14 protein-coding genes are annotated in these 17,863 nt (G+C 60.7%); 1 reads left to right on the top strand and 13 read right to left on the bottom strand.

The annotated features are described in order from the left end of the window. Window positions 1–350 precede the first annotated feature (350 nt). The 5 genes from ispH to flgA form a co-directional block, all read right to left on the bottom strand. Window positions 351–1,280: a 4-hydroxy-3-methylbut-2-enyl diphosphate reductase gene (ispH, locus tag ACYQ1A_RS13295; RefSeq protein WP_499362688.1), complete on the bottom strand. Its 930-nt coding sequence runs from the start codon at window positions 1,278–1,280 to the stop codon at window positions 351–353. After that, a complete protein-coding gene (gene lspA, locus ACYQ1A_RS13290; RefSeq protein ID WP_499362686.1) occupies window positions 1,277–1,756 on the bottom strand; it encodes a signal peptidase II in 480 nt (159 codons plus the stop codon). Before lspA ends, ispH begins: the two co-directional genes overlap by 4 nt. Continuing rightward, the gene (gene ileS, locus ACYQ1A_RS13285; RefSeq protein WP_499362684.1) at window positions 1,749–4,613 is read right to left on the bottom strand and encodes an isoleucine--tRNA ligase; all 2,865 of its coding nucleotides are present in this window, start codon (window positions 4,611–4,613) and stop codon (window positions 1,749–1,751) included. The genes lspA and ileS overlap by 8 nt, the downstream gene beginning before the upstream one ends. Window positions 4,614–4,690: 77 nt before the next feature. Continuing rightward, window positions 4,691–5,626: a bifunctional riboflavin kinase/FAD synthetase gene (locus ACYQ1A_RS13280; protein ID WP_499362682.1), complete on the bottom strand. Its 936-nt coding sequence runs from the start codon at window positions 5,624–5,626 to the stop codon at window positions 4,691–4,693. Between the two features lie 127 nt (window positions 5,627–5,753). Further along, the gene (flgA, locus tag ACYQ1A_RS13275) at window positions 5,754–6,467 is read right to left on the bottom strand and encodes a flagellar basal body P-ring formation chaperone FlgA (RefSeq protein ID WP_499362680.1); all 714 of its coding nucleotides are present in this window, start codon (window positions 6,465–6,467) and stop codon (window positions 5,754–5,756) included. 282 nt (window positions 6,468–6,749) lie between these two features. On the opposite strand from flgA, the gene ACYQ1A_RS13270 reads away from it, so the two are divergent. Further along, window positions 6,750–8,324: a DNA recombination protein RmuC gene (locus ACYQ1A_RS13270; RefSeq protein WP_499362678.1), complete on the top strand. Its 1,575-nt coding sequence runs from the start codon at window positions 6,750–6,752 to the stop codon at window positions 8,322–8,324. Window positions 8,325–8,423: 99 nt separating this feature from the next. Here ACYQ1A_RS13270 and ACYQ1A_RS13265 read toward each other — a convergent pair whose 3' ends face one another. The 8 genes from ACYQ1A_RS13265 to ACYQ1A_RS13230 all read right to left on the bottom strand — a co-directional run bounded on the left by ACYQ1A_RS13265 (window position 8,424) and on the right by ACYQ1A_RS13230 (window position 17,850). Beyond that, a complete protein-coding gene (locus ACYQ1A_RS13265; protein ID WP_062224957.1) occupies window positions 8,424–9,443 on the bottom strand; it encodes an alpha/beta fold hydrolase in 1,020 nt (339 codons plus the stop codon). 272 nt (window positions 9,444–9,715) lie between these two features. Beyond that, complete coding sequence (locus tag ACYQ1A_RS13260) at window positions 9,716–10,942, bottom strand: EAL domain-containing response regulator (protein WP_499362675.1); 1,227 nt, start codon at window positions 10,940–10,942, stop codon at window positions 9,716–9,718. Next, window positions 10,939–12,081 (bottom strand): protein-glutamate methylesterase/protein-glutamine glutaminase, encoded by a 1,143-nt coding sequence (locus ACYQ1A_RS13255; protein ID WP_499362673.1) that lies wholly within the window; start codon window positions 12,079–12,081, stop codon window positions 10,939–10,941. The genes ACYQ1A_RS13260 and ACYQ1A_RS13255 overlap by 4 nt, the downstream gene beginning before the upstream one ends. Before the next feature lie 33 nt (window positions 12,082–12,114). Then, a complete protein-coding gene (locus ACYQ1A_RS13250; protein ID WP_499362671.1) occupies window positions 12,115–12,612 on the bottom strand; it encodes a chemotaxis protein CheD in 498 nt (165 codons plus the stop codon). Further along, window positions 12,605–13,420, bottom strand: a complete 816-nt coding sequence (locus tag ACYQ1A_RS13245) for a CheR family methyltransferase (protein ID WP_499362669.1) — start codon at window positions 13,418–13,420, stop codon at window positions 12,605–12,607. The genes ACYQ1A_RS13250 and ACYQ1A_RS13245 overlap by 8 nt, the downstream gene beginning before the upstream one ends. A gap of 15 nt (window positions 13,421–13,435) precedes the next feature. Beyond that, window positions 13,436–13,963, bottom strand: a complete 528-nt coding sequence (locus ACYQ1A_RS13240) for a chemotaxis protein CheW (protein WP_499362667.1) — start codon at window positions 13,961–13,963, stop codon at window positions 13,436–13,438. An 8-nt stretch (window positions 13,964–13,971) separates the two neighbouring features. Beyond that, a complete protein-coding gene (locus tag ACYQ1A_RS13235; RefSeq protein WP_499362665.1) occupies window positions 13,972–15,666 on the bottom strand; it encodes a methyl-accepting chemotaxis protein in 1,695 nt (564 codons plus the stop codon). A gap of 24 nt (window positions 15,667–15,690) precedes the next feature. Further along, on the bottom strand, window positions 15,691–17,850 hold the full coding sequence (locus ACYQ1A_RS13230) for a chemotaxis protein CheA (protein WP_499362663.1): 2,160 nt from the start codon (window positions 17,848–17,850) through the stop codon (window positions 15,691–15,693). Window positions 17,851–17,863: the final 13 nt, after the last annotated feature.

Below are 17,863 nucleotides of genomic sequence, written 5' to 3'. Positions count from 1 at the left end.
GCCGGTCTCCTTCCCCTCCCTCGACAGGTAATGCCCGCTGTTGGCCTGGCGTGCTGCCTCGTTGCTGCGCAACATCGGGTGGGCGTGGTAGCGACGGGTGACGGTGAACATCGGTAGCGACTGCTTAACGCGCCCATCTGGCACGGCCACCGCCGTCTAACTTGTCACCGCTCCCGCAAGAACCGCCAACCTCTCATACGGTGGGTCAAGACCCACCATCCAAAGCCGCCAACAGAACGCAAGCGCTGGCTTTCGAACAGACGCCGCGGCATAACCGAAATGTGCGTTGCCCCAAAACAGCCGGGTCACGCGCCATACGGGCATGAGCCGCGGCAGTCTTGCTTGTCTACTTATGCCAAACCCTTGGGCAGCGAAAACACCACGTTCTCTTCCAGCCCTTCCATCGGGGCGACTGATTCCGCGCCGAATTCCTTGATTCGCTCTACCACGCGTTGCACCAGAATTTCCGGTGCGGACGCGCCTGCGGTCAAGCCGACGCGGACTTTGCCGCCGAACCATTCCTGCTTCAGTTCGCTGGCGTTATCCACCATATACGCCGCAATCCCCAGCGTTGCGCCCACTTCGCGCAAGCGGTTGGAGTTGGAGCTATTGGGCGAGCCCACTACGATCAACACGTCCACGTCGCGCGCCAGTTGTTTGACGGCGTCCTGGCGGTTTTGCGTGGCGTAGCAAATGTCGTCCTTTTTCGGGCCGACGATGTTGGGGAATTTCGCGCGCAGTGCGTTGATCACCGATTGCGCATCGTCCACCGACAAGGTGGTTTGCGTTACGTAGGCCAGTTGGTCCGGCCGCGTTACCGTCAGCGCCAGCACGTCGGCTTCGTCCTCCACCAGATACATGCCTTCGCCTTCGGCCTGGCCCATGGTGCCTTCCACTTCCGGGTGGCCTTTGTGGCCGATCATCACGATCTGGTAGCCCTGTTCGCGCAGGCGTTTTACTTCCAGATGCACCTTGGTTACCAACGGACAGGTGGCGTCATACACGCTCAGGCCGCGCGCTTCGGCTTCGCGCCGTACCGCTTGCGATACGCCGTGCGCGCTGAAGATCACCGTATTGCCAGCGGGCACTTCGTCCAGTTCTTCGACGAAAATGGCGCCTTTCTGCTTCAGGTCTTCAATCACGTATTTGTTGTGCACCACCTCGTGCCGCACGTAGATCGGCGCGCCGAATTTTTCCAGCGCGCGCTCGACGATCGCAATTGCGCGGTCGACCCCCGCGCAAAAGCCGCGCGGGTTGGCAAGGATGATCTGCATGGTCATTGAGTTTTTTCTCGCGAAGGGTGCGGTCGCAGCATCGAATCGAGGATGAGCAGACCTGCGCCGATACAGATGGCTGAATCAGCCACATTAAACGCCGGAAAGTACGAACTGTTCCAGTAAACCAGAATGAAATCAATTACATGACCATAGGCCACGCGATCGATCACATTGCCCAGCGCGCCGCCCAGGATCAGCCCCAGTGCCGCGGCAAAGCGCGGTTGCTGGTGGTGTTTGCGCAGCAGGCCGATGATGACCACGGCCACCACCAGTGCCAGCACGGTAAAGAAATGCCGCTGCCAGCCGCCCGCATTGGCCAGAAACGAAAACGCCGCACCCATGTTGTAGACCAACGTCAGGCTGAAGCAGCCGGGAATGATGGGCACCAACTGGCCATACGTCAGGTGCGACGCAATCGACAGCTTGGCCGCCTGGTCCAGAATGATGACCACCACGGCCAGGGCAAGCCACTTAAGCATGCTGACGCGCCTCGCCCTTGCCAAACAGATTATCGACGCAGCGTGCGCACAAGCCCGGATGATCAGCGTGGCTGCCCACCGTTGGCGTGTAGTGCCAGCAACGTTCGCACTTGGCGGCCGCGGAGACCTTGACGGCAATGGCCAGGGCATCGCCGGCCACCACGCTGGCGGCCGATACGATCAGCACAAAGCGCAGATCGTCGCCCAGGCTTTGCAGTGCGGCATAGGTGGCAGGTTCCGCCGTCACCACGACTTCGGCTTGCAGCGACGAACCGAGCTTGCCGTCGGCGCGTTGCACTTCGATTTCTTTCTGCACTTGCGCGCGCACTTCGCGGATTTGCGCAAAGCGTTCGATCAGCGCCGCTGCATCGGCCGGGGCCGGTACGTGGTGCCAGGTCGACAAGAACACGTTGTCGTCGTTGCCCAGCGCTTGCCACACTTCGTGCGCGGTAAACGACAGGATCGGCGCCAGCAAACGCACCAGACCTTGCGTGATATGCCACAGCGCGGTCTGCGCCGAGCGGCGGCCGTGACTGTCGGCCTGCATGGTGTACAGACGGTCTTTGATGATGTCGAGGTAGAACGAGCCGAGTTCTTCCGAGCAATATTTCAGGATTTCCTGCATGGCCGTATGGAACTCGTAGCGCTCAAACAGCGCGCCCACCTTGCTCTGGAACGCGGCATATTCGGCCAGCGCCAGGCGGTCCAGATCAAGCATTGCATCGGTCGCAACGGCCTGTTCCTGTTTGAAGTCGGAGATATTGGCCAGCAAAAAGCGCACGGTATTGCGGATGCGACGATAGGCATCCGAAGTCCGCTTCAGAATCTCTTGCGACAGCGACATTTCGCCGGAGTAATCGGCGCTGGCAATCCACAGGCGCAGCATGTCGGCGCCCAGGGTGTTGAAGATTTCCTGCGGTTCGATGCCGTTGCCCAGCGACTTGGACATCTTGCGGCCATTCTCGTCCACGGTAAAACCGTGGGTCAGCAGCTGTTTGTACGGCGCGCGGCCTTCGGTGGCGCAACCGGTCAGCAACGACGACTGGAACCAGCCACGATGTTGATCCGAGCCTTCCAGGTACAGATCGGCCGGCCACGCCAGTTCTTCGCGCTGACGCAACACGGCGTAGTGGGTGGAGCCCGAGTCAAACCACACGTCCAGCGTGTCTTTCAGCTTGCGATAGTGCGGCAGGTCTTCGGCGCTCAGCAGTTCAGCCGGATCGAGCTCAAACCAGGCTTCGATACCTTTGGTTTCGATGCGCTTGGCTGCTTCTTCCAGCAGGCGCAGCGAATCCGGATGCAGTTCACCGGTTTCCTTGTGCACAAAGAAAGTCATCGGCACGCCCCAGTTACGCTGGCGCGATACACACCAGTCCGGGCGATTGCCGATCATCGATTCCAGTCGCGCACGGCCCCAGGCCGGGAAGAACTCGGTGGCTTCCACCGCCGCATTGGCGCGCGAACGCAGCGTATCGCCGTCGACACCGGCCTTTTCCATGGCAATAAACCATTGCGCGGTGGCGCGGAAAATGATCGGGGTCTTGTGGCGCCAGCAATGCGGGTAGCTGTGCAGCAGTTTTTCGTTGGCCAGCAATACGCCGCGCTCGGTCAACAGATTGATGATTTCAGGGTTGCCTTGCCACACGGTCAGCCCGGCAAACAGCGGCACGCTTTGCTTGTAGCGGCCGTCATCGCCCACCGGATTGTCTTTGGGCAGGTTGTAGACCAGGCCTACTTGCCAATCTTCCAGGCCATGCGCAGGCGCGGTGTGCACCAGGCCGGTACCGGCGTCGGTGGTGACATGGTCGCCCAGGATGATCGGCACCTGGCGTTCATAGAACGGGTGCTGCAGTTGCAGCAGGTCCAGCGCCTTGCCGGTGGTTTCGGCGATCACCGGGCTGCCGGCCGCGCCATAACGGGCGAGGGCGGTTTCGGCCAGTTCACGCACCAGAATCAGCAAACCCTTGGGCGTATCCAGCAATTGATAAGTCAGGTCCGGATGCACCGATACCGCCTGGTTGGCGGGCAGCGTCCACGGCGTGGTGGTCCAGATCACGGCAAAGGCATCGCGATCCACCGCAACGCCAAACGCCTTGCTGACGGCAGCACGGTCTACGGCGCGGAAAGCCACGTCGATGGCGGGCGAAGTCTTGTCTTCGTACTCGACTTCAGCCTCTGCCAGCGCCGAGCCACAGTCCACACACCAATGCACCGGCTTCTGGCCCGCCACCAGATAGCCGTTGGCGTGGATCTTGCCCAGCGTGCGCACGATGTCGGCTTCGGTTTTGAAGTCCATGGTGCGATACGGGTGATCCCAATCGCCCAGCACGCCCAGCCGGATAAAGTCGGCCTTCTGGATTTCGATCTGCGCGGCCGCGTATTCACGGCACAGCTCGCGGATAAATGCGGGCGGCAGATTGAAGTCTTTCGGCTCCAGGCCATTGTCTTTGCGATATTGCACAATGCGCGCGTGGATTTGCGGGCTGTTCTTGATGGCTTTGCTGTCGCCCTTGGCCAGCTTTTCGATCTGATGCTCGATCGGCAAGCCGTGGCAATCCCAGCCCGGTACATAGGGGGCGTCAAAGCCCGCCAGCGACTTACTCTTGACGATGATGTCTTTCAGAATCTTGTTAACGGCGTGACCGAGGTGAATCTGCGCGTTCGCGTACGGCGGGCCATCGTGCAGGATGAACTTGGGACGGTTTTCTGCCTTGGCGCGGGCGCGCAGCTTTTTATACAGCTGCTCGTCTTGCCACGATTTCAGAAAGCCCGGTTCACGCTTGGCCAGGTCGCCACGCATCGGGAACGGCGTGTCGAGCAGGTTGACGGGGTACTTGTTCGACGGCTTGTCGCTCATGGATTTCGTTCTCTCGGTCGCGTATTGCTTTAAATAATCGAATGTTAACGGTGCTATATCGGGGCGCGGAGCGCTGGCTACAACGGTAGCCCCAAGGGATGTGCTTGCAGCCAGGCCCGGGCGTCGTCGCAATCCTTGTGGATTTGCGCCACCAACGCTTCCAGCCCGTTAAATTTCTGTTCGTCGCGCAGCTTGTGCAAAAAATCGACGCGCAGATGTTCGCCGTAAATCTGGCGATTGAAATCAAACAAATACACTTCCAGCACCGGCGCTGCGCCCGCGCCTTTAACGGTGGGCCGTACGCCGAGGCTGGCTACGCCTTCGTACACCTGGTCCAGCCCGTGCACGCGCACCGCATAGATACCCATCATCGGCGGGCGGTTATGCCGGATGCGGATATTGGCGGTGGGAAAACCCAACTCACGGCCCAGTTTGTCGCCACCCACCACCCGGCCGGAAATCGAATACGGCCGCCCCAGCAATTGCGCTGCCAGATGCATATGGCCCGCCGCCAGCGCATGGCGCACGGCGGTCGAGGACACACGTTCTTCGCCCAAGGCAATGGTGGGCACCGATTGCACTTCAAAGTCGGTACTGGCTTTCAATAATGCGAAATCGCCACCGCGCTTGCTGCCAAAGCGGAAATCATCGCCCACCAGCACAAACCTGGCATTCAGATCACGCGCCAGGATCTGGTCGCGAAAATCCAGCGCCTGAATGCCGGCAAAGGCGGCATTAAAGCGCTGCAGGATGACGTAATCGATGCCTTCAGCGGCCAGAAACTCCAGCTTCTCGCGCAAACTGGTCAGCCGCGTCGGCGCCGTTTGCGGGGCAAACAGCTCGCGCGGATGCGGTTCAAACGTCAGCAGCGCCGTAGCCAGACCGCGTTGCGCGGCCGCCAGCCGCAACTCTGCCAGCATGGCGCGGTGGCCGAGATGCAGGCCATCAAAATTGCCGATGGTCAGTGCAGTGGGGGGCAGGGCGGCGGCATGAGTGCCACGGAGTATACGCATCAGTCTGAGCAAGGTTGCGTTGCGGAACACGCGATTCTAGCTGGCGGGGGCCGGTTTGTCAGGCGCAGACCGGGTAGTCGGTGCGGCCACGCCTACATCTGCACCCCGGGCTGAGCACCGGCGCGGCTTATTCGGTGACTTCGACCACGCCGCCATCACGTGCCAGCCCTTGCACGATGGTGGAAGTGCCAATGCGCACCCGCACCGTCTGGCCCGCACTGGCATTGTTCAGCGCCACCCCGTCATTGCTGATTTCGATGCTGTCGCTGCGATAGCTCACCCGCACTTTCTGGCCCTGCAGGATGACCAGCGCGGCGCGCAGCATTTCGTTGCGCACCGGCGCGCCTGCGGCCACGGCGGTGGCGAGGGTGCGGCCCAGCGCTTCGTTGGGGTCCAGCACCACGCTGCCAGGCAACTGGCCCAGATCACCGCTGGCCTGGTTCAGATCGCCCTCGGCCAGCACATGGCCGGCTGCCATGGGCCGGGCCGCCACGTAATAGGTGGCCTGGATGCTGATCGCCACCGGCAGGTTTACCGCCCAACTGGCGCCTTGCACGCAACGCACCCGCAGCATGCTTTTGCCCGCCAGGCGATAACCGGGTGCCACCTGCACTTCCATGCGCTCGCAAGCATCCAGCCGCAGGCGCGCATCCACCTTGCCAAACGTGTAGGTGCCCGGATTCGGGCCTTGATTCAGCTGGGTTTCCAGCCAGTCGGCGGCGCTGCGTTGCACGCTCGACATATCCACTTGCCCCCCTGCCGCAAAGGCAGGCGACAAACAGAACAACACGCTGGCAGAAACAGCCAGCAACAAGGTGCGGAAGGCGGTGAGCATAGGCATGGGGCGGATTATAGCGGGCTTTGCCGCCAGTGCCGGGCGTGGAATGCGCCTGGCCGGTTGCACATGCTGCGTTTCCTCTTTGCAAAAAAGACGCGCAGCGCTTTCGGTTTTGGTCAGATGGCGGTAACGTCAGTCCGGGGTTTCTGGATTCAACTCACTCGCGTGTGCATCCGACCGTGCTGCGGCGCGGCGGTTCAACGGCGGGCTGATCGCGCTGGCATGCTGGTTGCGCCGGGCCGAGCAGCCTACAATCGCGGGTTTTGCAGGCGGGACTGTACGGTAATGGTCGATATTCTGTTCGCGGTAACCACGCTGGTGGCTTTGCTGGCTGGCGTGTTGGTGGTGATCAAATTGCAGCAACTCTCACGCACGCAGCAGCAAGTGCTGGAGGCGCTGGTCTCTGAAATCCAGGAACAGCAAAAAGAAACGCTGGCGGAATTTCATCGTGGCCTGGCGCGGCAAAGCGAGAGCATGCATCAAGCCCTGGCCAATCACGGCAATATGCTGAACGAAAGCGTGGCGCGCACCGGCGATCGTTTGCGCGACAGCATGGGCGAATCGTTTGATCGACTGCGCGGCGGCGTGGGCACCGAACTGGGCGCAACGCGTGGTTCGCTCGAAAAAATGCAGGCGGCGCAAACCGAAGCGTCGAACGCGCTCAAGCTGGCGCAAACCGAGGCGTCCAACGCGCTGCAACTGGCACAGACCGATGCGGCCGGTTCGCTCAAGTTGTCATTGACTGAATCGCTGAGCGAAACGCGCGAGCAAGTGGTAAAGCAACTGGGCGAGATCGCGGGCAATCTGCAGCAGCGCCAGGATGCGCTGCGCGAAGAAATCCTGGTCAAGCTGTCCACCATGCTGGCCGAGCAATCCAAACGCGAAATGGACCAGATGCGCGAAGCGCTGGCCGCCTCCAGCACGCAACTGACCAGCTCGGTACAGCAACTAACCGCCACCGCCGATACGCGTCTGGGCGAGATTTCCGGCAAAGTCACCGAGCGGCTGGAAGAGGGTTTCAAGAAGACCAACGAAACCTTTGCCAATGTAATGGCGCGCCTGGCCACCATCGACGAAGCGCAGAAAAAGATCGATGGACTGACCACCAATGTGGTCAGTCTGCAAGAACTGCTGGGCGACAAGCGTTCGCGCGGCGCGTTTGGCGAAGTGCAGCTGGAAAGCCTGGTGCGCAATGTATTGCCGGCGCAGGTGTACGAGCTGCAAGCCACGCTCTCCAACGGCACGCGCGTGGACTGCCTGTTGCGCTTGCCCGAGCCGACCGGACTGGTGGCGGTGGATGCCAAGTTCCCGCTGGAAAACTATCACCGCATGTTTGAGCCGAATGCCGACAAGATCGCTACGCAGCGCTTGTTCAAGGCCGATATCAAAAAGCATATCGATGATATTTCCAGCAAATACATCATCCCGAACGAAACTTCCGATGGCGCGGTGATGTTTGTGCCGGCCGAAGCGGTGTTTGCCGAAATCCACGCCTATCATGCCGATCTGGTGCAATACGCCATGAAAGCGCGCGTGTGGATTGTGTCGCCGACCACGCTGATGGCGGTGCTGAATACGGCCCGCGCGGTGATCAAGGATGTGGAAACGCGCAAACAGGTACACATCATTAAAGAAGCCTTGGGCCGCCTGGGCACCGAATTTGGCCGCTTTGATGACCGCATGAAGCGGCTGGCCACGCATATCCGCCAGGCGCACGAGGATGCCCAGCAGGTTTCGATTACCAGCGACAAGATTTCGCGCCGGTTTGAAGAGATTGAACAGGTGCGGCTGGAAGAACCGGTGGGCGTCGCCCCGGTTATCGAACCGCCCCCACAAACCGCCGCGCTACTGACGGAATAAGGCATAGGGTGGGTCATGACCCACCCTTCAAAGCCATCAAGAAGAACGCATAAATTGCGGGTTTTATCGGCGGCTTTGATTGGTGGGTCTTGACCCACCCTATTGCAGCGCGCCCAAAAGCGCTTTATGGAATGCCGCCGGGTCCTGCATTTGCGGGGCATGGCCGAAGTCGGGGAATTCGATCAATCGGGCATGCGGAATCTGCCTGGCGGCTTCATGCGCCAATACCGGGTAATTACCCAGTTTGCTGCGGATTTCCGGTGGTGCCAGATCTTTGCCGATGGCGGTATTGTCTTTATCGCCTATCAGCAATAACACCGGCATCTTGAGTTGCGGCAATTCATACACCACCGGCTGCGTATAAATCATGTCGTATAGCAAGGCCGAATTCCACGCGACCAGCCGGTGCCCCGGCCCGCGATTCAAACCCGCCAGCATTTGCACCCACGGTTCATAATCTTCGCGCCATTGCCCGGCGTAATAGGTATTGCGTTCGTAGTCACGAATACTCTCGGCGCTGACTTTTAATTCGCGCGTATTCCACTGATCTACCGTAATCGACGGCACCCCCTTGGCCTTCCAGTCTTCCAGGCCAATTGGATTAACCAGGACCAGTTGCTGCACGTCTTGCGGATACATCAGGCCGTAGCGCACGCCCAGCATACCGCCGGTGGAATGGCCCATCACGCTGACTTTATCTATCCCCAAAGATTGCAATAAGGCGTGCGTGTTGCTGGCTAATTGCTGGAATGAATACTGGTAATGCTCGGGTTTGCTCGATTTGCAAAAGCCGATCTGGTCCGGCACCAGTACGCGATAGCCCGCCGCGCTCAGCGCCTTGATGCTGCTGTCCCACGTGGCGCCGCAGAAGTTCTTGCCGTGCAAAAGCACCATGGTGCGGCCATTGGCGGGCGCAGTGGGGCTGACATCCATATACGCCATTTGCAATGCCTGGCCTTGCGAGCTAAAGCGATAGCGTTGCACCGGATAAGGGTAATCAAAGCCTTCCAGTTCGGCACCATAGGCATGCGGATCAGGAATAACGGTGGTGGCGCGGGCGGTGCTGGCCAACAAGGGGCCAGTTAATACAGATAAAGCTAAAACCAGTGAGCGCAGCATGCTGAGAGTCCGTGTGCCGGAGTTGAGCCGGATACTCCGGGTATGCAATCAGGTTGATCGCGCCCGGGTATCTCGGCTCAAACCCGGGCGGCTAACACTCTGAACGCATTGCGCGAGCCGGGTTCAAGTCAGGTGTATGGTTTTGTAGCGCATGCGCGGCGGCAAACGCCTGCAAATGGCGTTATTTCAAGGCGATACGTATGCGGCGGCAAACTGGCGCCATACAAAGCGACACCCGAAAGGCGGTTGCGCTGCGGCGGGCGCGCGGCCACTCACGGCTGTTGGCAGGCCGCTTTAAGGCGGGCGTTGTTTTGCTTCAGCCAGCTCACCAGCTCGCCGCCCGGCATGGGCCGCGCCACAAAATAGCCTTGCGCCAGGTCACAACCCAGCGCCTGCAGCAGGCGCCAGTCTTCCAGCGTTTCGACGCCTTCGGCGACCGAGGTGATCTGCAATTTGCGCGCCATCGCTACCGCGCTTTCCAGAAATACGCGCAATTGTGGCTTTTCGGCGATGCCATCCACAAACGACCGATCGATTTTGAGTTCGGTAAATGGCACCCGGCTCAGTTGCTGCATCGAAGAGAAACCGGTGCCGTAATCGTCTATCGACAAGCCGATGCCTTTAAGCCGCAAGCGCGCCAGCGTGGCCAGCGAAGCGCCCAGGTCATCCATTACCGCGCTTTCGGTAATTTCCATCACCAGCAAGTGCGGATCGACGCCGCTGGCCTGCACCCGTTGCACGATGTCATCGGCCAGATGGCTGTTGGCCAGCGAGCGCGCCGACAGATTGACCGCCACCGAAATCTTTAGCCCGCCGTCGTGCCAGCGCTTACAGCTGGCCAGCGCCATATCCAGCACGCGCAAAGTCATGGCGTCAATCAGGCCATGTTTTTCTGCCAGCGCAATAAACTGCATCGGCATGATCATGCCCTTGTCCGGATGCTGCCAGCGCACCAGCGTTTCCACGCCTTTGATCACGCCCGAATGCAACGTGACTTTGGGTTGGTAGAAATTGGTCAGTTCGCCATTCTGGATAGCATCGGTCAGCTCTTGCACGCTGACCGTAATATCGGGCCGCGCCTGGCGCCGCACCGGCGCAATCGGCTGGAATTTGCCGAGCGCGTGTTCCAGCGCGGTCACCGTCAGCGGTTTGCGTAATGCCCCCAGCAGTTGCATGCCCACGGCTTGCACCATGGTTTCCACGGTGGATAACAGGCTGGATTCGCGCGAGCTGGCGATGACCAGATGCGTGGGCAGGCCCAGATGGGCCAGTTGCTGGATCATGGCAATGCCGTCCATATTCGGCATTTCCAGATCGATAATCAGCACTTGCGGCGGCACCGCCAGCGCTTGCAGCATGGCCAGGCCCGCATTGCCGTCATCGGCTTCGCCCACCAGTTGCCCGCCCAGCATGCGGCACAATTCGACCGCAGCGCGTCGTTGCAGCGTGCTGTCGTCGATCACCGCAAAGGTAAACGAGGCGGGCGCCGAGCCGGTCATTTGGTGGCATATCCCGTGATCAGGCCAGCGATGCGGTCCAGCGGCACGATGTCATCAACGCCACCGAGTTTGATCGCCTCTTTGGGCATGCCAAACACCACGCAGGTGTTCTCGTCCTGGGCAAAAGTGCGGGCGCCGGCGTCGTGCATTTCTTTAAGCCCATGCGCGCCATCGTCGCCCATGCCGGTCATGATGAAGCCAACCGCATTGCGGCCGGCCGACTTGGCCACCGAGCGGAATAACACATCTACCGAAGGCCGATGGCGGCTGACCAGCGGGCCATCAATCACCTCGACGTAATATTGCGCGCCGCTGCGTTTAACCAGCATATGCTTGCCGCCGGGCGCGATCAGCGCGCGGCCGGGGCGCATGCGGTCATTGTTCTGCGCTTCTTTGACTTCGAGCTTGGACAAGCCATTCAGGCGTGCGGCAAAGCTCGAGGTAAATTTCTCCGGCATATGCTGCACGATGGCAATGGCCGGGCTATGCGAGCCCATGGCGGTCAGGATTTCCTCTAGCGCCTGGGTGCCGCCGGTGGAGGTGCCTATGGCGACGATGCGCTCGGTGGTCTGGATCATCGCGCCGCTGCCGGGTGCGTCGAGGATGGCATCGGCGGTCAGCTTGGGCGCGTTCATGCGCTCGCCGTGCAAAGCCGCTTCGCTCGAGGCACGCTTGGCGGCCAGATTGGCGGCTGAGGTCGGAACCTGGTTGGCGGTTGGCGCGGCACGGATGCGGCCAAGGCGGGCGGCCGCCGCAGCGCGCACGGCCTGGATCAGGTCAGAAGCCGAATCCTGGATAAAGTCGCGCACGCCAATCGAGGGCTTGGTGATGATGCCCAGCGCGCCGCTGGCCAGCGCCTGCATGGTGGTCTCGGCGCCTTTTTCGGTGAGCGATGAGCAAATCACCACTGGCGTCGGCCGCTCCGCCATCAACTGGCGCAAAAAGGTCAGGCCGTCCATCCGCGGCATTTCGATATCGAGCACGATCACGTCGGGCCAGTCGCGCTCCATTTTCTGCCGCGCAAAAATCGGATCGGGGGCGGTACCGATAATCTGGATATCGGCAGCCTTGGAGAGGGTCTCTTGCATGACCTGCCGCACCACCGCTGAGTCATCCACGATCATGACTTTAATCGCCATGGTTTCATCCTTTCAGATGCGTGCCGAGGCGCGCTAATCATTCATCATAGTCGGCGCGGGCGGCGCGATGCCCGCGTAATGCACCCATACCGCGCCAGTGTTCAAGTCCAGCACGATACGGCGTGATTCTTCGCCGCCGACGTCTTCCACCGTGGCGTTCAGGCCGTGGCTTTGCAGCCAGGCACGGGCACCTGCGATGTTCTTCATGCCGATGGGCATATTGTTGCCGCGGCGCAGCGCCATAAAACTGCCGCCGCCAAATAACTTGTATTCAAACTCGCGCGCGGACAGCCCGGCGGCATCCATATATAAGGCCAGCGCATCCATGGCGTCGTCACCATAGCGCGGGTTAAGAATCTGCCCCGGCTGGCGGGTGCGCCCGCTGGTCGGTAGCAAAAAGTGGCACAAGCCGCCGGTACGCTGGCCCGGATGCCACACCGTCATCGCCAGGCACGAGCCCAGCAAGGTGTGGATACGTCCTGGTGCCGGGCCAAACCAGATCTCGCCCGGCATCACAAAAATGCTATGCATGCGTTTTCCGGTAGATTGCCGTGGTGATTTGCTCCAGTCCGCTATATCGATCCAGCAAAGGCTCGGCGTGGCCCATCATCAGCCAGCCGCCGGGCCGCAATTGCGCCGTCACTTGCTCCACCACGCGGCGCTTGGTCGGTGGATCAAAATAGATAGTCACATTCCGCAAGAAGATCACATCAAACAGGCCCAGTTCATGCAGGGCGCCGGTCAGATTAAAGGGCCGGAAACTCACATGGCGGCGCAGGGTTTTATCGATCAGCAAGGTGCCGTCGTAACGGCCTTTGCCTTTGAGGCACCACTTTTTGAGATATGCCGGTGGAATACGTTCCGCCTGGTCCAGGCTATACAAGCCACGGCGCGCGGTTTCCAGTACCTGGGTGCTGATATCGGTGCCCAGAATCTCCCATTGCTGGCTGGGTGGTAGCACCCCCGCCAGCACCATGGCGGCCGAATATGCTTCTTCGCCGCTCGAAGACGCGGCGCTCCACACGCGCACTTTGTCCGGCCCGCTCAGCGTGGGCGGCACCATGGCGTAGAGCGCGTCAAAATGCTTGGGCTCGCGAAAAAAATAGGTTTCGTGGGTGGTGATCAGATCGATCAGGATTTGCAGTTCCTGCGCGTTGCGGTCCTGGCGGATTAATTCAAAATACGCGCCATAGCTGGCGCACTGATTGATGCGCAGCCGTTTTCCCAGCCGCTGCGCCAGCATCATCTGTTTGCTCTCAGGCAGCGACAGGCCGATGTGCTGGTGCAAAAAGCGCTGGAACAGCTCGAATTCCTTGCGGGTGATCGGCGTAGTCAGCATGGAAGATGGGGTGTCTTAATCCTCGGCGCCCGGCGCGCCATGCACCAGCGAGCTCATTTCTTCCAGCGACAGCACGTGGGCCACATCCAGCAAGATGACAAACTGGTTGTTGATCTTGCCCATGCCGGCAATAAATTCGGCGCGCAAGGGCGTGCCAAAGCTGGGCGCGGGCTCAATCTGGCTGGCCGGAATTTCGATAACAGCATTAACGGCATCGACCAGCATGCCCACCGAATGCGCTTCACCGGCAAAGTCCAGGTTAAGCACCACCACGCAGGTACGGCGGCCGACGGGCGTGGGCGCGCGGCCAAAGCGGATCGACAGATCAATCACGGGCAAGACCGAGCCGCGCAGATTGATCACGCCATGCACAAACGGCGGCATCAATGGCACTTGCGTGACGGCGCTGTATTCGATGATTTCCTTGATGTGATGGATGACAACGGCAAACACTTCGGCGCCCAGCGTAAACGTCAGGTATTGCTGGTCCTCGCCGGGCAGGGCGCTGCCAGCGGTGGTGGCGGGGAGGGTGGCGGCGGGCATGGTCGGCCTCAGAAGCGGGTGAATTCGTTTTCGTCCGGATCACCGGCCGTATCGTGGCGCTGGCTGGCCTGGCGTACCGGCGAGCGTGGTGCGGCGCCGCTGCCATGAAAGCTGCGTTTGGCCACCCCGCTGACGCGCGGGCTGCTGTGCGCCGCGCCAGCTCCGCTTACGCTGCCGCGCCCGCTCTGGCCCTCCAGCCGGAAGAAGCTGACGATGTCCTGCGCCTTGGCCGCATGCGAACTCAGTTCTTCTGAGGTCGAGGTCAGTTCTTCGGCCGAGCTGGCGTTCACTTGCGTCACATTGGTCAACTGGCTAACCGCCATATTGATTTGCTCGATGCCTTGCGATTGCTCGGACGAGGCTGCGGCAATTTCCTGAACCAGATCGGCGGTGCGCTGGATTGACGGCAGCATTTGTTCCAGCAAATTGCCGGCCTGTTCGGCCTTGTCAACACTGTTGCCCGCCAGCTCTGAGATCTCCTGGGCCGCCACCTGGCTGCGTTCGGCCAGCTTGCGTACTTCGGCGGCGACCACGGCAAAGCCTTTGCCGTGCTCACCGGCGCGCGCCGCTTCGATGGCGGCGTTCAAAGCCAGCAGATTGGTCTGGTAAGCGATGTCATCGACGATGCTGATTTTCTTGGCAATTTCGCGCATGGCGGACACGGTATCGCGCACGGCCTTGCCGCCTTCGGTGGCGTGGCTGGACGACTGCCGCGCAATGCCTTCGGTCACGCGGGCGTTTTCGCTGTTTTGCGAGACGGTGGAGGTCAGCTCTTCCAGCGAAGCGCTGGTCTCTTCGATGCTGGCCGCTTGCTCGGACGCGGTTTGCGACAGCGACTGCGCCGACGCGGCCACTTCTTCGCTAAGCGAAGCCAGCGAGTCGGCCGACTGGTGCAGATCGGTCATGATATTGGCAAGGCGGCTGATGGTTTGCTGCAGGCTGTACAACATGCTGTTTTCATCGCCGGGGCGCAGGCTGATACGGATGGCCAGATCACCATCGGCCAGCCGGCGCAAGGCTTCGACTGCGGCATCCGGCTCGCCGCCCACCTGGCGGGTAATGATGCGGGTGACCAACAAGCCCAGGCCGATCGCAACGATAAAGCCGATCACCATAATCGTATTGAGCATGACGGTGACTTGATGCACCACTTCCTGGCCACGCTCGTGTGCGTCCTTGCCATTCTTCTGGTTTTCTTCGTTCAGCGCGTTGATGACGCCCGCCACCTTGTCATATTGCGGACGGGTTTCGCTGCGGATGGTGGTGTAGGCCTCGTCCTTTTTGTTGTCGCGCAACAACTGGGCCACTTTGTGCGCCGAGTTCAGATAGACCGGCCAGGCCGCATCAAACTGACCCAGCAGATCGCGCTCATGCGCGGTGGTCACGGTTTGCTTGTCGGCCTCGACCGCGACGGTGACTTTGCGTTCGGTATCAAGCATGCGTTGCAGTTGATTGCCGCGTTCGGTGGTGTCTGGCTCCAGCATGGCTACATACAGTCGCCGATAGTGTTCATCCAGCTGAAATTTGCTCTCACCAAACATCGCCACCGGCACCAGGTTGTCGTTGTAGGTTGAGTCCAGCATCGCGCCCAGCATCATGGAGCGATTAACCCCGACCACGCCGATCAGCACGGCAATCAGCGCCACAATCAAAAATGTAATGACCAGCTTGCTGGCCAGTTTGAGTTGCAAAAACCATTGCATGGTTTTTCTCCTGGGCAGGCCGGGTTAGCGGCCGGGGTTGGGCAGAGTCGTTGTGCGGTCGTGAGTGGTGTGGTGGATCAGTTGTGCAACGTCAAGAATCAGTGCAACGCGGCCGTCACCCAGTATGGTGGAGCCGGCAATGACGCGGGCGTGGCGGAACAGTTGCCCCAGTGGCTTGATCACGGCCTGCACCTCGCCCAGTAGTTTGTCGACCACCAGCCCGGCGCGGGCCTGGCCGTACTGCACCACCACCAGGCTCTCGCGCGTGCCTTCCGGTGGGGCTGGCATTTCAAACAGCTGGCGCAGGCGGATAAAACTCAGCGGCTGGCCGCGCAAATTGACGATGTCGTGCAGGATGTCGTGGCTGCCCAGATCGGCGCATTCGACCACCAGTTCCAGCGGGATTACAAACACCGATTCGCCCACCATGACCTGGAAGCCATCAATAATCGCCAGGGTCAGCGGCAGGCGGATGCGCAGGGTGGTGCCGTTGCCGGGGCGCGAGGTCAGTTCCACCTCGCCGCGTAATTCCTGGATATTGCGCTTGACCACATCCATGCCTACGCCGCGGCCAGACAGATTGGTTACTTTTTCGGCGGTGGAAAAACCGGGCTCAAAAATCAGCTGCCAGATTTCTTCATCGCTCAATTGCGCATCGGCATGGATCAACCCGCGTTCCACCGCTTTGGCGCGGATGCGCTCGCGGTTCAGGCCACGGCCGTCATCGCGCACTTCCACCACGATGCTGCCGGACTCGTGATAGGCGTTCAGCCAGATGCTGCCGTGTGCCGGTTTGTCGGTCTGCTCGCGCTCGTCCGGCATTTCGATGCCGTGGTCGATGGCGTTGCGCACCACGTGCATCAGCGGATCGGTCAGCTTGTCGACCATGCTTTTATCCAGCTCGGCATCGCCGCCGTGCACATGCAGTTCTATCTTTTTGCCCAGTTCTTTGGAGACATCGCGCACCACGCGCGGAAAGCGATCAAAGATTTCCTTGATCTGCACCATGCGCAAATCCAGCGCGCTGTCGCGGATGCTCTCGACCAGTGTGCCCAGATGCGCCGTGGTTTCCAGCATGGCCAGATCGGCGCTGCGGCTGGCCAGCAAACGCGTGGCGGCGCCCGCAATCACCAGCTCGCCCACCAGGGTAATCAGCTGGTCCAGCTTGCCCGCTTCGACCTTGATAAATTTCTGCTCGGCGCCTTTTTTTTCTTGCGCCTGCTTTTGCGTGGCCAGCGCGGCGGCCACGACCGGCGCATGCACCACGTGCTGTTCCACCAGCAGGGTTCCTAACGGCTGCCCGGCCCCCTCATTGGCCTGCAGTGCCAGGATCTCGGTCAGCTCAGCCTGGGTAATCGACCCGCAGGCCAGCAGGATCTCGCCCAGGCGGCGCGGCGATTCGGGCAGATTGCGGATCAGCTCGATGTAATCCTGCACGCGTGAGCGCGGCGGCAGGATGCGGATGGTGCTTTCGTCGCGCACAAAATCGAACACGCCTTCGATGGTGGCTTTGTCGGCGTCACTGGCAAATTCAATCTCGAAGCCCAGATAGCACAGCTCCGCATCCATCTCGCTGGCGGCGGGCAGGCTGTCGGTGAGGGTGTAGATATAAACGATCTCGCCCATGCGCCCGAGGTAGCGCAAGAACGACAGCGGGTCCATGCCGTTGCGCAATACATCGCTACCAAAGCGCAAGGACAGATGCCAATAGTGGTTGCCGACATTAAGCGCATCGCCATCGCGCTCCAGCGGGTCAGCCTGAACGCTGGCCGCCACGCCCATGCTGGCGTGCGGATGCCCCAGATAGTCGTTGAGCTGGTCGAGCAGGCTGGCGCGTTCGGTCGGATCGGGGTCGGTGTCTTCGCTGCCGTTTTCCACGGCGTCGATCAGCTGGCCGATATAGTCGCGGCAATCCAGCAACAACGTAACCAGCCTGTCGTCGATCAACAGTTCACCGGCGCGCACGCGGTCGAGCACGCTCTCGCTAGTGTGGGTAAACGCCACGATGCTGTCCAGACCAAACAATCCGGCCGAACCCTTGATGGTGTGGGCCGCGCGGAACGCGGCATTGACGGCATCATTGATGTCGCCACCGGCCTCCACCTGCAGCAAGGCGTTTTCCATTGCGTCGAGCAATTCGCGTGCTTCTTCAATCAACGTGCCACGCGCTTCTTGCAAATCCATGGCCGACCTCCGC

The sequence above is a fragment of the Silvimonas sp. JCM 19000 genome, assembly GCF_054652575.1.
This window is presented reverse-complemented; position numbering and strand designations above follow the sequence as displayed.

What these genes read in the sequence shown, in the direction of transcription:
- ACYQ1A_RS13240 (WP_499362667.1), bottom strand. Translation starts at nt 13,963, where the DNA reads ATGCCCGCCGCCACCCTCCCCGCCACCACCGCTGGCAGCGCCCTGCCC.
- ispH (WP_499362688.1), bottom strand. Translation starts at nt 1,280, where the DNA reads ATGACCATGCAGATCATCCTTGCCAACCCGCGCGGCTTTTGCGCGGGG.
- lspA (WP_499362686.1), bottom strand. Translation starts at nt 1,756, where the DNA reads ATGCTTAAGTGGCTTGCCCTGGCCGTGGTGGTCATCATTCTGGACCAG.
- ACYQ1A_RS13280 (WP_499362682.1), bottom strand. Translation starts at nt 5,626, where the DNA reads ATGCGTATACTCCGTGGCACTCATGCCGCCGCCCTGCCCCCCACTGCA.
- ACYQ1A_RS13255 (WP_499362673.1), bottom strand. Translation starts at nt 12,081, where the DNA reads ATGGCGATTAAAGTCATGATCGTGGATGACTCAGCGGTGGTGCGGCAG.
- ACYQ1A_RS13230 (WP_499362663.1), bottom strand. Translation starts at nt 17,850, where the DNA reads ATGGATTTGCAAGAAGCGCGTGGCACGTTGATTGAAGAAGCACGCGAA.
- ACYQ1A_RS13245 (WP_499362669.1), bottom strand. Translation starts at nt 13,420, where the DNA reads ATGCTGACTACGCCGATCACCCGCAAGGAATTCGAGCTGTTCCAGCGC.
- ileS (WP_499362684.1), bottom strand. Translation starts at nt 4,613, where the DNA reads ATGAGCGACAAGCCGTCGAACAAGTACCCCGTCAACCTGCTCGACACG.
- ACYQ1A_RS13260 (WP_499362675.1), bottom strand. Translation starts at nt 10,942, where the DNA reads ATGACCGGCTCGGCGCCCGCCTCGTTTACCTTTGCGGTGATCGACGAC.
- flgA (WP_499362680.1), bottom strand. Translation starts at nt 6,467, where the DNA reads ATGCCTATGCTCACCGCCTTCCGCACCTTGTTGCTGGCTGTTTCTGCC.
- ACYQ1A_RS13270 (WP_499362678.1), top strand. Translation starts at nt 6,750, where the DNA reads ATGGTCGATATTCTGTTCGCGGTAACCACGCTGGTGGCTTTGCTGGCT.
- ACYQ1A_RS13235 (WP_499362665.1), bottom strand. Translation starts at nt 15,666, where the DNA reads ATGCAATGGTTTTTGCAACTCAAACTGGCCAGCAAGCTGGTCATTACA.
- ACYQ1A_RS13265 (WP_062224957.1), bottom strand. Translation starts at nt 9,443, where the DNA reads ATGCTGCGCTCACTGGTTTTAGCTTTATCTGTATTAACTGGCCCCTTG.
- ACYQ1A_RS13250 (WP_499362671.1), bottom strand. Translation starts at nt 12,612, where the DNA reads ATGCATAGCATTTTTGTGATGCCGGGCGAGATCTGGTTTGGCCCGGCA.